Here is a 14,715-nt window from a genome sequence, read left to right on the forward strand (position 1 = left end):
ATACTTTTGTCACTAGAAAAAGAAATACTGCACATTACAGCTAATTATTTTTTAATTTTCGAAACACAAAATCATCCTTTTACCTATCATCTATTACCCTTAAAATGAATACTCTACATTAAAATTAATGGTATTGGTTGATTTTAAAAATAAATTATCCCTTAAGTACACGTCTATGCCCTCTATAAATGCCATAATTATAACGGAAGAAAAAGAGACTTTACAAATCATAAATAAATTTGAAAAAGAAAACTTCATGATTCTGAAAATAGTTTGCGAAACTGCTTCCATAATTGAAGGAATAAATGCTATAAAATTAAAAAAACCGGATCTAGTGTTCTTAGATATTTCTTTTAACGAGGATACCTTTTTTAATATGCTCGGAGAATTAGAACTGAGCATTCCTAAACTGGTATTTATTTCTGCCAATAAACAGGATGCCGAAATCGCATTTAAACAAAATGCGATTGATTTTATTTTAAAACCAGTCTCTTTTAATACCATTATTCTAGCTGTTTATAAAGTAATCAAAAGAATTAAAATGGAGCGTTCCTATCAAACTCAAAAGATTAATGCCATTCAGCTTTTAAACTCTTTTAATCAGCCAAACGATTATGTTGCGGTTTCCTCCTTGGATAAAATTGAACTCATTTCTATGTCACAAATTATTTACTGTAAGGCTGAAGGAAGGTGCACTACTTTTTTTCTGCTAAACGGTAAAAAAATCGTATCGAGTAAAAATTTAGGAGAATACAGTACAGTTCTTGATCCAAATTATTTTTTTAGAATTCACCACTCGTATATTATCAATCTGCGTCAAGTGGTAAAAATTTGTAAAAAAGAAGGGTATTTCTGCGAATTTCCTAATGGTGTACTTTTGGCTGTTGCCAAAAGACGACAAGAAGATTTTAATAAATTTATTAAACTAAAAGAATAACAATTTCATATTTAAATCGCAGCGCTTTTTTCGTTGTAAACTAATAAATATTTCCTGTATGACTGCATTTAAATACTAAAACCATGAAAAACGAGTTGAAAACAAAATTCGGAAAAGTGTTATTAATTGATGATAATCCAATCGAACGCTACATTTGTTCTCAAATTATTCTCCATAATAATTTTGGAAAAAACGTTGTCGAGTTTGCTCTTGCAAGTGAAGCACTGGCATATTTAAAAGAAAATCAAGAAAGACATGGCCAGCTGCCAGAGGTAATATTTATAGATTTATACATGCCGCATTTTTCGGGTTTTGAATTCCTGGAAGCTTATGATAAACTCCCGCTTACTTTAAAAAATAAGGTTAAGGTATTTATTGTTTCAAACACAATTAATAATCATGATATTATTCGTGTTTGCAGGGATCCAAATGTAGTTTCCTTTCAGCAAAAACCTATTACACAAGAATTTTTAGATCGAATTATACTCAAATGAGGCTAATTTTGAAACGTTTAAAAACAACTTGTTTTAAACCGCAAAGCACTCTTTTTTAATTATCTAAACTAGTTCTATTCGTTTATAAATTATTTTTTAAATATTTTAAGAAAATACAATAAATGAACGCATAACTGTAGCAATAATACATTTTTAAAAAAACTTTAATTATTAAAAATTCAAGTCCTTTTAGTTAATTTTAACTTTTTAATGTTTCTTTAAGGCCTTAAAAAAACACGAACACAATAAAAATTAAGCTTTTCTTACTTTTTATTAAATAATTTTTACTTCGGTTCCTTTTCACTTATGGCCTAGTAGACATCAGTTGTTACTTCTCGTTTTACATATATTAACGAACTAAATACATTTGCTCCGGAATTGGCACTTTTGCCAATACAAAACAAATTATTTAAACTGATTAAGGACCAGGGCAAAACCTGCGCTTGCTTCTTAATTTTAACCCCCAAATTATTTTATTATGAAGAAAATTACTTCAATTTTATCTATTATGGCTTTGACTGCTGTGTTTAGTACAAGTTCCTTGGCGCAAAATGCACCAGCATCTGCAACTTCAGCTAATACCACTACAACTATTGTAGCGCCAATTGCAATTAGTACTACGACCCCATTAAATTTTGGTTCTTTTGCAACTTTATCTACTGGAGGGACACTTGCTTTAAGTCCTCTAGGTGTCAGAACAGCTACTGGCGGAGTTAAATTAACTTCAGCTACTGGATCTCCTACTGCTGCTATATTTACAGTAACTGGTGAAGGAGCTTACGCTTATACAATTACATTGCCAAATAATCTTACTCTTACAAATGCAGCTGCAGCTACAGGATTAAAAACAATGTCAGTTGGTAGTTTTTTAAGTTCAATTGGAGCAACCGGATCGACCGGAACTTTATCTAATGGATCACAAAGTCTTACTGTTGGAGCTACGTTAACCGTAGGTTCTGAACAACTTGTTGGAACATATACAAATGCTACTGGTTTTGCAGTTACTGTAAATTATAACTAAATTAAATAAAAAAGGTGCTTAGAAATGAGCACCTTTTTTATTTAATTTAATGATTGTTAACTCATAAAATACTCTCATGACTAAAAAAAGTATTCTTATTCTAGTCCTTTTAATAAATTTTTCGTTTCAATTACTGGCCCAAGGAGATTTAATGGTATTCCCCAAACGCATTGTCTTTGACGGGATTCAAAGTCGTGTGCAAAATGTTAATTTATCTAATACCGGAAAGGATACTACAACCTATAGATTATCCTACAATCAGATTCAAATGGATGAAGACGGTAAATTTAATATGATTGAAGAACCAGAAGAAAATCAAAATTTCGCCTCTCCATATCTTCGTTACTATCCCCGCACCATAACTTTAGCTCCCGATGAATCTCAGATTGTAAAAATTCAACTCATCAAAACCAGCGAATTAAAAGAAGGTGAATACCGCTCCCATCTTTACTTTAGGGGGGTTCCTAAAATAAAACTTTTAGAAAATAAAGTAAGTATAATCGATACGCTCCAACCAAAAGATATTGACATTCAGATAACGCCTATTTATGGAATTTCAATTGTAAACATTATTACGATAGGAGCATCCACTGCAGCGGTGAGCTTCTCTAATTTAGCATTACTGCCTTCACAGGTTTTGTCTCTGGACATAAACCGCACAGGCAATCAATCGGCTTATGGGGAACTCCATGTCAATCATATTTCTCCAGAGGGAGTTAGCACGAATGTAGGACTAATAAAAGGTTTTGCCGTGTACACGCCAGGAAATTTGCGCCGAACTAAAATTAAACTTAATACTATTCCATCGGTAGATTATACCAAAGGAAAATTACAGGTAATTTATTCTACCCCAAATCAAGAAACTACTTATGCTGAAGCCTTCCTTAATTTGTCAGACAACGACGAATATTCACTTGAAACGGAAATTAATAGTAATAAATAAGAATCATTTGTTTGTTAATTTTATTTGTTTTTTGAAAAACCTTGTGATAAAAAATACCATACCAAAACATCAAAATATCTTCAGATAAATTACGCCATGAAAGACATCGTTCTTTTCTAAAACAAAGCATGATAATGAGATAGGTGCAATCGCAAAAAAATTATGTTACATAAAAACGTTTTTATATACATATTATTTAATAGAACGGAAAAATTATTAATGCCAAAAATTCTTACAACAAGTATCGTTCTAATTATATTCGTAGTAGACTTAATAGTACCTCTAGGAGTAGCAATAGCTGTTTTGTATATAATTCCTTTAGTTATTTCATATACTTTAGACAAATATAAAATAATAAGGCTTTCCATAATATGTACTATTTTAACACTTATTGATACCACCGATTACTACCATATCGAAATGTATTATAGTGTTTTTACTAACAAATTCTTATCAATCCTTTCTATCTGGATATCGTGCTTTATTATTCTACGATACAAAGATATCTTGTTACAAAAAGATACAGAAAAACAGAAATACCTAAAATCCATTACTGAAATGCTTTTTCAAGTTTCCCATCAAGTTCGAAGTCCTATTTCTAGAATGCAAGGTTTGACAAATCATATTGATTCTAAAGCGATATCAAAAGAAGAGTTAGAAAGTTTAAGTATCTATTTAAAAGATTCTGTTACTGAACTTGACATCTTCACAAGAACTTTGACAGCTAGTTTAGAAAAAATCCGAATTCAAAACACTATTGATCAAACAAATTCTAATTAATATTCATAGACGCAACTCAGGCAGTTCTCTAAAAAAATAATTCCCTTTAGCAAAAGTACTTGCTACTCTTCGTTCTTTATGACTAAATTGTACAACATCATATCTCTATTCCTTTTATCCATGATAGCCTTTTCTGCTGCTGCACAAGAGGAAGATTGCGATGAAGTTTTAGTGCTGCTTCAGGTAAAATACATTGGTGCCACCGAAATTTCCTCGGTAATATGCGGATCTAAAATCTATCTTTCGGTATCCGAAGTTTTGGATTATATTAAAATACGAAATATACCCAATTCTAATTTTACTACTATTGAAGGTTTTTTTATTAATCAAAATAACACCTTCAAAATTGACCAAAACACCAACACCATTAGCTACAAAGAGGAAGTTTACACCCTGAAACCAAGCGATTTTATTCGTACCAAAACAAATTTATTTTTAAATGCTTCTTATTTCAATCAAATATTTGGGCTCGAAAATAATTTTAGCTTTAGGAGTTTATCCGTTGAAATGGTATCAAAACTCGAACTTCCCGCCATTAGAGAAGCCCGATTGCTAGAAATGCGCGATAACATCAACAAAATGAAAATGGAATTTAAAGCGGACACTACTATCGTACGTGACAAACCACTACTTCATTTTGGAACAGCTAATTGGGCTGTTAATACCATACAACAATCTGAAGGAAGTCATTCAGAACGATTACTCCTCAATTTAGGCGACATTGTAGCTGGAGGTGAATTGACCACTATGCTAAATTACACCAGCAACCAACCCATAGTGGCCAAAAACCAGTTTTATCGATGGCGCTATGTGAACAATGAAAACAAATATATTAAACAGTTCACTTTAGGAAAAATTTCAGCTCCTTCCAAAGCGACAATTTTGTTTCCCATTATCGGAGCTCAGATCACGAATGCCTCTACCCAAATCAGAAAATCTTTTGGCACGTATATCTTGAGCGATCATACCCAGGCCAATTGGACGGTGGAACTCTACATCAACAATGTATTAATCGATTATCTTCAGGCAGATGCCAACGGTTTCTTTTCGTTCAACGTTCCTTTAATGTACGGTCGTACCGAAGTTACACTCCGATATTATGGACCTTGGGGTGAAGAGCAGTTATTTAGCAATCAATTTGTAGTTCCGGCTCTTTTTCTTCCAAAAAAGGAAATAGAATACACAATCAGTTCTGGAATTATTGAGGATAGCAAAGGCAGTATTTTTACGAGTGCAAAAGTAAATTATGGACTTTCTAATCACGTCACTTTGGGAGGTGGAATAGAATATGTATCCTCATTAGAATCGAATAAAAGTATTCCGTTTTTGAACTCATCCTTTCGACTCTCGTCTCAATTATTTCTTACGGCAAGCTATTATTCAAAAGTGCTGTATGATCTCAATTTGAATTATACGACACCCAAAAACCTTCGTTTTGACTTTGATTATAGTAAATACGATAAGAACCAACAAGCCGTTCGATTCAATTATTCCGAAATGCGGAAAGCAAGTATTTCCATGCCACATCGCAGTTCTTTTTTTTCGGGAACTTCCCGATTTACCATTCAAGAAAACCTATTTAGTACCACTAAATTTACCACTTCTGAATTTTTACTCTCGGGAAATTCATTTGGATTTAATTTTAATTTTACCACCAATGCCTTTTTTACCAAAAACCAAAAACCATCAGTATACAGCAATATTTCTACCTCATTCCAACTTCCTAAAAGATTTGTCCTTGTTCCCCAATTTCGCTATGGATATGATGCCAATGCCATGACGACATTGCAAACACAATTGAGAAAGCCAATTTTTAAAAAAGGCTATATTCAAGCCTCTTTAGATTATAATTTTAAGAATCAAAACAGTAGTTTTCAAATTAGTTTTACACATAATTTCGATCATATCAATACTGGATTTTCAAGTGTTTTTTATAAAAATAGTGCTTCTTTTTCGCAATCTGCCAGCGGAAGCTTAATCTTTGAACCCCAAGCTAATTTTGTACGTTTTAATAACCAAATAAGTGTGGGCAGAGCGAGTGTAAAATTTGTTCCGTTTTTAGACATCAACGGAAATGGAAAAAAAGAGGCCAAAGAACCTCTGGTAAAAGGAGTCCAGATCATAGTAATGGGCGGTGACCGTCAGCTCGTTAATCCCGATGGCACCACCATTATAACCGGATTAGAACCCTATATTAATAATTATGTGGAACTTAATACCGCCAAAGTTAATTCTATTGCTTGGCGCATAAATAACAAAACTTTAAATTGTACACTAAATCCCAATCAATTAAAAATAATTGAAATTCCGGTTGTGGTTGTGGGAGAAGTTTCCGGAATGGTGTATCGAAAAGAAAATGAGCAACTTCTGGGAACTGGAGGTCTTAAAGTCGCAATCTATGATTTACACGATACATTAATCGCCAGTATTCTTTCGGAACCCGATGGTTATTTTAGTTATTTGGGTTTAAAATCAGGACAATATGTTGCGAAAATGGATTCACTTCAATTGGAAAATTTACAGATAAAGGCAAGTCCCTCCTACCAGACTTTTGAAATCGATAATGGTATCGATGGTGCTTTTATAGATACTTTGGAATTTGTACTCGAAAAAACAAAATAAGTAGATCTACATAATCTTTAACGGCGTCATACGAGAAGAATCCACAATAACTTGTATTCAAAAAAGAGCCAAAAATTTTAAGCAAGTCGTTTAGTGTGTTCATAGCTATTTTTTTACCTCAAATTCGCAAATTATATACTTTAAAATTAAATTGAAAAATTTGCGAATTTGCGGTTATTTTTAAAATTACTCCACAAAATTCTCATCTTTAAATCCGATCAAATATAATTTATTTTTGGCTCGGGTCATTGCGGTATACAACCACCGAATGTAATCTCTGTTGATGCCGTCCGGCAAATACGGTTGTTCTATAAAAACGGTATTCCATTGCCCGCCTTGTGATTTATGACAGGTTATGGCATACGAGAATTTTACTTGTAAGCCGTTGAAATATTCGTTGGCTTTTACTTTTTGGAATTGATTGAATTTTGTTTGACCTTCGTAATCTTTCAGCACTTCCTGATACAATCGGTTGGATTCTTCGTAGGTTAATGATGGCGATTCGCTTTTTATGGTATCTAATAACAATACTGTTTCAAACGGAATCTGATTGGGATAATCAATCATTCTTATTTTTACTTTGGCAAACTTAAAACCATACAATTCTTTGATATTGAAAATTTCCAAGACCTCGATAATATCACCATTGGCAATAAAACCTGCTTCATCAGAATCTTTTAACCAAAAATAATTGTTCTTCACCACCATCAGAAAATCGCCTGTAGAAAGTTCGCTTTCTTTATCGAGAATTTTGGTTCTGATTTGTTCATTGTATTGATTGGCTCTTTTATTGGAACGAACAATAAAAGCGGTATCTTCTATACTGTAATTACTGTAAGCAGAATTGATGGCATCCTGAATATCGTAACCATCAGTCAACCGTACAATATCTTTGAATTTCTTAAGATCAAATTTGAATTCATCGATGAAGGAATCTTTTAATAATTCCCGAAGCTCGGTTGCATTATGTAAAATTCCGGAATTTTCTTCCTGACGCATGACTTCATCCAGTTCAATATGTGCTACTTCTTTATCATAATTCATTCCCAAAGTTTGAATATCTAATGCAGGACTAATATCTAAATTTACTGGAGGCAACTGAGCCGTATCTCCTAATAAAATCATTTTGCAATTGGTTCCCGAATAGACATACGAAATCAAATCATCTAATAAGGATCCGTTTTCGTATAATTTCGAATCCGAATTGGTATCTGAGATCATAGAAGCTTCATCGACGATAAAAATGGTGTTTTTGTGTTTGTTTTGTTGCAATGTAAACGAAACACCGCCACCAGAAGATTTCTTGGGAAAATAGATTTTTTTATGAATTGTAAAAGCCGGTTTATTTGAATAATTGGCAATTACTTTGGCCGCACGACCTGTTGGCGCTAATAAAACATACTTTTTATTGATTTCTACTAAACTATTTACAATCGTAGATATTACTGTAGTTTTTCCGGTTCCCGCATATCCTTTTAAAACAAAAATGGTATCGTTATGCGTGTCCGTTAAAAAAATAGCTATTTTTTGAAAAAAAATATCCTGTTTGTATGTCGGTTGAAAAGGAAATTTTTTTTGTAAAAGACTATAAAAAGAGGAGGAATTCATTTGGTATAATTTACATGCAAGGTAGAGAATGTTTTTTCAATTTCAATGTCAATAGCAATTTCAATTTTCAATTATTACTATTGATTTTGGCCATTGACATTGCAATTGATATTGTTATTGATTTTAAAATTTGTAAGTTTGCGTTGTTTAGAAAAAGCAATCTTATTATGAACATAGTCGAAAAAAATTATAAAAAACTTTCCATTCAAGTTTCATTGAAGGGACTTTCTTTTTGTACATTTGATACGCTGAACAACACTGTTATTTCATTCAATGAGATACATTTTGATCCATTTGACACCACTACCAAAATTGAAGATTTGTTTGCCAATGCCTTTCAGAATTATCCAGAATTAAAGGATACCTATGACGCCGTTCTGGTGATCCACAACAACAATCTTTCTACGTTTGTACCTACAGCACTTTTTGATGAAAACTTTTTAGGAAGTTACTTACAATACAATATAAAGGTTTTTGAAACTGATTTTTTTGCGTTTGATGATATACCAAACTATCAAATGAATGCCGTTTATATTCCATACGTAAATATCAATAATTTTTTTATTGACCAGTTTGGCTCTTTCGATTACAAGCATGCTAATAGTATTTTAGTTTCGAAACTTTTGGTTGTCTCCAAAAACATTGACCAAAAAAAGATGTTTATTCACTTCAATTCGGGTCATTTTGAAATCATTGTGGTTCAAAACCAAAAATTATTGCTTTTCAATTCTTTTGAATACAGCACACCTGAAGATTTCATGTATTATATCTTATTCACAGCCGAACAATTGAATTTAAATCCCGAGAACTTTCAACTGGAAATGATAGGGAATATTGATACTGAAAGTGATTATTTCAAAATAGCTTACAAATACATTCGCAACGTTTCCCTAATTGAGGTAGAGGATTTGCGATGGAACAATTATTTTTCTGAGGCCGAAAACAGAAATCATTTTATACTTTTCAACTCATGAGAATCATTTCAGGAAAATACAAAGGAAGACGCATTTTTCCGCCAAAAGGACTCCCCGTTCGTCCCACAACCGATATGTCTAAAGAAGCATTATTCAATGTTTTAAACAACCATTTCAGTTTTGAAGGACTAAAAATATTAGATTTATTCTCCGGAACCGGGAATATCAGTTTCGAGTTTGCCTCTCGTGGCAGCACCCCAATTACCTCTGTTGATGCGGATTTTGGTTGTGTGAAATTCATCAAACAAGTGGCAACCGAATATGATTTTAATATAGCTGCTACAAAAAGTGATGTTTTTACCTATTTAGAACGGTGTAAAACTTCGTACGATATCATTTTTGCAGATCCACCGTATGCATTAGACCAGAATACTTTTGAAAAAATTGTTTCTTTGATTTTTGAAAAAGAACTGCTCAATGAAGAGGGAATGATGGTAATTGAACATTCTAAATATACCAAACTGGATCACATGATTCACTTTTCATTTAAAAAAAGTTATGGTGGCTCCATTTTTAGTTTCTTCGAAATCGGCTCCGGTGAAGAAGATTCTGAAAACGAATCAGACCAAAACGATAGTGACGAAGAATAATTCAGGATCCGATTTTTAAGACAATTGCTCCAATATTTGCTTATATATTGGAGTATCAACCCCGTATTTCAAACCTTCATTAACTACATATTCCGTCAAGGAACCCACTTCCGTTTTATTCCCTGCTAATAGATCTCTGTGCATGGATGATGTATTGTCCTGTGGGGACTTCTCTAATTTAGCAATAGTTTGAGCAACAATGTCAATTGGCATCGCTAATCCTTTTGCTAAAGCAACAGCAGAAATCTCGTTTAATAATGAACTATAAACTGCCTTATTTTCAGGATTATTTAAAATTCCGCCAATGTTTTGGTTCAAATATGAAGTTGCTGAAGCCAGAGCTGAAATAAAAATAAACTTTTCCCAAATCGTTTCTTCTATATTTTCAACAAGATAACTTTCGATATTTGCTTTTTCGAAGATAGATTGTAATTCCTTTAATTTAGAAACTGGAGCGTTTTGTGAACCAAAGAATAATTTTTCATAAGCACCAATTTTTTTGATCGCACCGGGAGCAACAATCATCGAAACAATATACACACAACCCTGTAAAACATCATTTTCAGGAAATAGTATTTGTATGCGTGTCGTGGCATCAACGCCATTATATAAAGGAAGAATTACCGTATTTGGAGTGATACAGTTTTTTATAGATTCAAAACTTTTTTCGATATCATAGGTTTTAGTGGCGCAAATAAGGTAATCCAGCTCCCCAATTTCTTCTGGATCGTTAGAAACTAAACTAGGGAAAACAATGGTTTCACTCCCCTCATAAATAATTTTCAATCCTTTTTGGGCTATTGCTTTTTGGGTTTCGCCACGAGCAATAAAGACAATTTCGATTGCATCCGATTCAGAATAAGCTTTGGCTAATAATCCTCCGAAATAACCGCCTACTCCACCTAATCCTAAAATTCCAATTCGTGTTATCATAAGCACTATTTAAAAAGTAAACCATTAAGGAATTTAGAAAATTAAGCCCGGGAACTTAATGAAAATTAATATCTTAATGGTTTCCTTTTAGATTTCACAATCCTAAATTTTATTAAATCTTTTAATAAAAAAAATGCAGACCTATAAGCCGGATTCTGTCTCCTAATCCCGATAGCTATCGGGTCGGAGCCTTATCATTTATCTAGATCCCGCATTACTGCGTGACTCAAGCTATCTACCCTTCAACAACGGACGAGAAGCCCTTAAATGCTGATATACTTGATATTTCACCGCATAGAGTTTACCTGGTTTCACTACAGCATTATCTGTACATACTTTCTGTTGCACTTGTCCTAATCCAATTACTTGAACCGACGGGTGTTACCCGCTATGCTTCTTTTTGGTGTCCGGACTTTCCTCTCTTTTGATTGCTCAAAACAGCGATAAGGCGGTCTGCGGTGCAAAATTACAATATTTTTTCATGTATCGCCATTTTAGATTATTTACTTTAACATCCTTTTCGCAATGACCTAACAACAAATTAGTTACCTTTATAAGTAACAATAAATCTTTCATTAATCATGAAACCAACGTACCATTATACCACCGTAATAGAAGCCTTAGAAGATCTAAAAGAAAAAGGTTTTACTTATGATTTTAATATTCATCAAGATGATATTAAATCTAATCCACATAAATTTGCAGTAAATCATGTCTACCGCTACGAAGGGGATACTGATCCTGGCGAAGAATCTGTAGTATATGGAATCAGCTCTGATTCTGGTAAAAAAGGAGTTTTTGTAGCTGGTTTTTCGGCAAATTCAAATAATGACGCAGCAATTGTTTTAGAAAAATTATGCATCGAAACCGGTGGACAATCCAAACTTTAGGTAACACATAATATCGTTAAAAAAAACACTTAAAAATCTGATTTTCTCTTCTATCTGGGCTAGGGAATTTGGGAAATAAAAACCATTTGAAAAATTATAAAATCTTTCAATACTTAAATTTTTCCATCTTTAAATTAAAACCTATATTTGCTTTCGAATAAAATTCTATGGAACAATTTGTAGTATCGGCCCGTAAATATCGTCCTCAAACATTTAAAGATGTTGTAGGACAAAAAGCCATTACCAATACTTTATTGAATGCCATAGAAAGCAATCACTTGGCTTCTGCCCTATTATTCACAGGGCCTCGTGGCGTTGGCAAAACGACATGCGCTCGTATTTTGGCTCGAAAAATAAATCAGCCCGGATACGATGATCCAAATGAAGATTTTGCCTTTAATGTTTTCGAATTAGATGCTGCATCAAACAACTCTGTTGATGATATCCGTAATTTGATTGACCAAGTTCGGATCCCGCCACAAACGGGACAATACAAAGTGTATATTATTGATGAGGTTCACATGTTGTCTTCGGCAGCTTTTAATGCTTTCTTGAAAACATTGGAAGAACCGCCAAAACACGCCATTTTTATTTTGGCTACGACCGAAAAACATAAAATTATTCCAACGATACTTTCTCGTTGTCAGATATTTGATTTCAAAAGAATTACCGTAAAGGATGCCAAAGAACATCTTGCTGAAGTTGCTGCCAGTCAAGGTGTAAATTTTGAAGATGACGCTTTGCATATCATTGCTCAAAAAGCTGATGGTGCCATGCGAGATGCGTTGTCTATTTTTGACCGAGTAGTTTCTTTTTGTGGAAAAGAGTTGACACGTCAGGCCGTTACGGAAAACTTGAATGTGTTGGATTACGAAACCTATATTAATGTAACAGATTTGATTTTGGAAAACAAAATTCCGGAATTATTAATCGCTTTCAACGAAATTCTTGCCAAAGGATTTGATGCACACCATTTTGTATCCGGATTAGCCTCTCATTTTAGAGATTTACTGGTTTCTAAAACACCTGCAACTTTATCTTTATTAGAAGTTGGAGAACAAGCACAACAAATGTATGGCGTGCAATCACAAAATTGCAGTCAAGATTTTCTCTTGAAAGGAATCGAAATAGCAAATGATTGTGATTTAAAGTACAAACTGAGTCAAAATCAACGACTTCTTGTTGAGCTTTGCCTTATGCAACTGGCCTCTATCACTTTTGATGGAGAAAAAAAAAAGTTGACCAATTTATAATTCCACCTACTTATTACAGGAAGAATGATTACGCTATAGTAGAAATTCAAAAAAACAATGACAATAGCAATGAAAATGGCAATGTCAAAAATCAAGTTCCAGTTTCCAAATCTGAAACTGTTTCCCAGAACTCAGCCGAAGAGTTTAAACTTGAAGTTGTTCAACCTGAAACCCAAAACCCAAAACCCATAACCCATAACCCATCAGGAAACGAGCCTAAGATTTCAGCTTTTTCGTTATCCAGTATTCGGGCAAAAAAAGCTTTAGAAGAAAGCAATAAAGGAATAATAAAAGAAGTTCTTAATTTGCCTACAGAAACTTTTAGTGAGACTGAAATGTTGCTGTATTGGAATAAATATGCACAACGCTTAGGAGAGAAAGGGTTTCGAATTATGGAATCACTCCTGCTCATTAATGATCCGGTATTAAGTGGAACTGCCATCACAATTGAGTTGCCCAATGAAGGATCAAAACTTGATTTTGAAAAAGAATTAAATGGGCTTTTGGGATATTTAAAAGGGCATTTACACAATCACGACATTACAATTGAAGTGATTGTAAATGAAAGTATTCAAAGCAGAAAAAATTTTAATGACCAAGACCGTTACAACAGACTTCATGAAATAAATCCAAATATTGATCTGTTACGAACAACATTTGGATTAGATTTAGATGCATAATACACATAATTTAGATTGGAAACTTAAATTTTATTGTAGTACATGGCTTTTACAATACCATCTGAAAGTCCAATTTTAGGAACATAAATATTTCTGGCACCACTCCATTTCATAGCATTCAGATATATTCTTGTTGCAGGAATAATTACATCGGCACGATCCGGATTTAATCCCAACTCAGATATTCTTTGCTCATAACTAAGGGAATTCAGGAAAGCGTATTGTGAATTCATATAAATATACGATAAGGGCTTTTCTTGTATTTTTCCGGACATTTTAAAAAGCTTATTAATGTTTCCGCCAGAACCTATTAAAGTAACTTCATCGAATTCCTGCGTATTTGTTTTAATCCATTTTTCTATTTCATCCCAGACTACATCGCAAACCATGTCATTTAATAAACGTACGGTTCCGGCTTTGAATGATCTTGAATTTTTCATTTTTCCATTCGAAAACAATGTAAACTCGGTGCTTCCCCCACCAACATCTACAAAAAGATAGGTTTGATCCGTCTTTAATAAATGATGTAAATCAGTAGAAGCAATTATGGCTGCTTCTTTTTTGCCATCAATAATTTCAATTTTTATATCGGCTTTTTTCTTTATTATTGCCACAACTTCCTTACCGTTATAGGCTTCGCGCATGGCTGAAGTAGCAAAAGCCTTGTAGGATTCTACTTTGTGAACTTTCATCAGGAGATTAAATGCCTTCATAGCATCACACATTCTTTCAATATTTTCTTCTGAAATTTCACCAACGGTGAAAGCATCTTGCCCAAGACGAATAGGAACACGAACTAAGGAACTTTTATTAAACTGTGGTTCTTTGCCTTCTTGTTCTACTATATTTGTAATCAGCAACCGCATTGCATTAGATCCAATATCGATTGCTGCATATTTTTTTATTTTAATCATTTTGCTTGGATTCGTTATTCCTTATAAAAGATCATTATTCGATTTAATGTATCAAACAAATGACACTCGTGATGAC

The 14,715-nt window shown here is 33.3% G+C and carries 14 protein-coding genes and 1 other RNA gene; 11 read left to right on the plus strand and 4 right to left on the minus strand.

Annotated elements, in window-relative coordinates; genetic code table 11:
• Positions 1-133 precede the first annotated feature (133 nt).
• From EKM02_RS01275 to EKM02_RS01300, 6 genes are all read left to right on the plus strand, one after another.
• Positions 134-937, plus strand: a complete 804-nt coding sequence (locus EKM02_RS01275; RefSeq protein WP_234423129.1) for a LytR/AlgR family response regulator transcription factor — start codon at positions 134-136, stop codon at positions 935-937.
• 83 nt (positions 938-1,020) lie between these two features.
• Complete coding sequence (locus EKM02_RS01280; protein ID WP_126451666.1) at positions 1,021-1,431, plus strand: response regulator; 411 nt, start codon at positions 1,021-1,023, stop codon at positions 1,429-1,431.
• A gap of 478 nt (positions 1,432-1,909) precedes the next feature.
• On the plus strand, positions 1,910-2,452 hold the full coding sequence (locus tag EKM02_RS01285; RefSeq protein WP_126451667.1) for a DUF4402 domain-containing protein: 543 nt from the start codon (positions 1,910-1,912) through the stop codon (positions 2,450-2,452).
• 76 nt (positions 2,453-2,528) lie between these two features.
• A complete protein-coding gene (locus EKM02_RS01290) occupies positions 2,529-3,395 on the plus strand; it encodes a molecular chaperone (protein WP_126451668.1) in 867 nt (288 codons plus the stop codon).
• Positions 3,396-3,902: 507 nt separating this feature from the next.
• Entirely contained in the window at positions 3,903-4,175 is a 273-nt protein-coding gene (locus EKM02_RS01295) for a hypothetical protein (protein ID WP_126451669.1), read from the plus strand.
• 87 nt (positions 4,176-4,262) lie between these two features.
• Positions 4,263-6,797: a hypothetical protein gene (locus EKM02_RS01300; RefSeq protein WP_234423130.1), complete on the plus strand. Its 2,535-nt coding sequence runs from the start codon at positions 4,263-4,265 to the stop codon at positions 6,795-6,797.
• Between the two features lie 186 nt (positions 6,798-6,983).
• Here EKM02_RS01300 and EKM02_RS01305 read toward each other — a convergent pair whose 3' ends face one another.
• Positions 6,984-8,405 (minus strand): ATP-dependent RecD-like DNA helicase, encoded by a 1,422-nt coding sequence (locus EKM02_RS01305; RefSeq protein ID WP_126451671.1) that lies wholly within the window; start codon positions 8,403-8,405, stop codon positions 6,984-6,986.
• A gap of 167 nt (positions 8,406-8,572) precedes the next feature.
• Between EKM02_RS01305 and EKM02_RS01310 the strand changes: the two genes are divergently transcribed.
• Both EKM02_RS01310 and EKM02_RS01315 read left to right on the plus strand, forming a co-directional pair.
• Complete coding sequence (locus EKM02_RS01310; protein WP_126451672.1) at positions 8,573-9,379, plus strand: DUF3822 family protein; 807 nt, start codon at positions 8,573-8,575, stop codon at positions 9,377-9,379.
• Entirely contained in the window at positions 9,376-9,969 is a 594-nt protein-coding gene (locus tag EKM02_RS01315) for an RsmD family RNA methyltransferase (protein WP_126451673.1), read from the plus strand. Before EKM02_RS01310 ends, EKM02_RS01315 begins: the two co-directional genes overlap by 4 nt.
• A 15-nt stretch (positions 9,970-9,984) precedes the next feature.
• Here EKM02_RS01315 and EKM02_RS01320 read toward each other — a convergent pair whose 3' ends face one another.
• Entirely contained in the window at positions 9,985-10,902 is a 918-nt protein-coding gene (locus tag EKM02_RS01320) for a ketopantoate reductase family protein (protein ID WP_126451674.1), read from the minus strand.
• Positions 10,903-11,030: 128 nt separating this feature from the next.
• An RNA gene (rnpB, locus tag EKM02_RS01325) (RNase P RNA component class A) lies at positions 11,031-11,362 on the minus strand.
• Between the two features lie 121 nt (positions 11,363-11,483).
• Between rnpB and EKM02_RS01330 the strand changes: the two genes are divergently transcribed.
• The 3 genes from EKM02_RS01330 to EKM02_RS01340 all read left to right on the plus strand — a co-directional run bounded on the left by EKM02_RS01330 (position 11,484) and on the right by EKM02_RS01340 (position 13,725).
• Positions 11,484-11,792 carry a hypothetical protein gene (locus tag EKM02_RS01330; RefSeq protein WP_126451675.1) on the plus strand — a complete coding sequence of 103 codons (309 nt, stop codon included), beginning with the start codon at positions 11,484-11,486 and terminating at the stop codon, positions 11,790-11,792.
• Positions 11,793-11,959: 167 nt separating this feature from the next.
• Complete coding sequence (gene dnaX / locus EKM02_RS01335) at positions 11,960-13,045, plus strand: DNA polymerase III subunit gamma/tau (RefSeq protein ID WP_126451676.1); 1,086 nt, start codon at positions 11,960-11,962, stop codon at positions 13,043-13,045.
• A 305-nt stretch (positions 13,046-13,350) separates the two neighbouring features.
• Positions 13,351-13,725, plus strand: coding sequence for a DNA polymerase III (locus EKM02_RS01340; protein WP_231507343.1), 375 nt, complete (start codon positions 13,351-13,353; stop codon positions 13,723-13,725).
• 23 nt (positions 13,726-13,748) lie between these two features.
• Here EKM02_RS01340 and EKM02_RS01345 read toward each other — a convergent pair whose 3' ends face one another.
• Positions 13,749-14,639 (minus strand): Ppx/GppA phosphatase family protein, encoded by an 891-nt coding sequence (locus EKM02_RS01345; RefSeq protein WP_126451677.1) that lies wholly within the window; start codon positions 14,637-14,639, stop codon positions 13,749-13,751.
• Positions 14,640-14,715: the final 76 nt, after the last annotated feature.

The sequence above is a fragment of the Flavobacterium sp. RSP49 genome (assembly GCF_003968735.1).
GTDB lineage: Bacteria > Bacteroidota > Bacteroidia > Flavobacteriales > Flavobacteriaceae > Flavobacterium.

Bases quoted from the DNA above. Each gene is read 5' to 3' on its own strand.
- EKM02_RS01285 (WP_126451667.1), top strand. From the start codon at position 1,910: ATGAAGAAAATTACTTCAATTTTATCTATTATGGCTTTGACTGCTGTG.
- EKM02_RS01310 (WP_126451672.1), top strand. From the start codon at position 8,573: ATGAACATAGTCGAAAAAAATTATAAAAAACTTTCCATTCAAGTTTCA.
- EKM02_RS01345 (WP_126451677.1), bottom strand. From the start codon at position 14,639: ATGATTAAAATAAAAAAATATGCAGCAATCGATATTGGATCTAATGCA.
- EKM02_RS01280 (WP_126451666.1), top strand. From the start codon at position 1,021: ATGAAAAACGAGTTGAAAACAAAATTCGGAAAAGTGTTATTAATTGAT.
- EKM02_RS01330 (WP_126451675.1), top strand. From the start codon at position 11,484: ATGAAACCAACGTACCATTATACCACCGTAATAGAAGCCTTAGAAGAT.
- EKM02_RS01290 (WP_126451668.1), top strand. From the start codon at position 2,529: ATGACTAAAAAAAGTATTCTTATTCTAGTCCTTTTAATAAATTTTTCG.
- EKM02_RS01315 (WP_126451673.1), top strand. From the start codon at position 9,376: ATGAGAATCATTTCAGGAAAATACAAAGGAAGACGCATTTTTCCGCCA.
- dnaX (WP_126451676.1), top strand. From the start codon at position 11,960: ATGGAACAATTTGTAGTATCGGCCCGTAAATATCGTCCTCAAACATTT.
- EKM02_RS01320 (WP_126451674.1), bottom strand. From the start codon at position 10,902: ATGATAACACGAATTGGAATTTTAGGATTAGGTGGAGTAGGCGGTTAT.
- EKM02_RS01305 (WP_126451671.1), bottom strand. From the start codon at position 8,405: ATGAATTCCTCCTCTTTTTATAGTCTTTTACAAAAAAAATTTCCTTTT.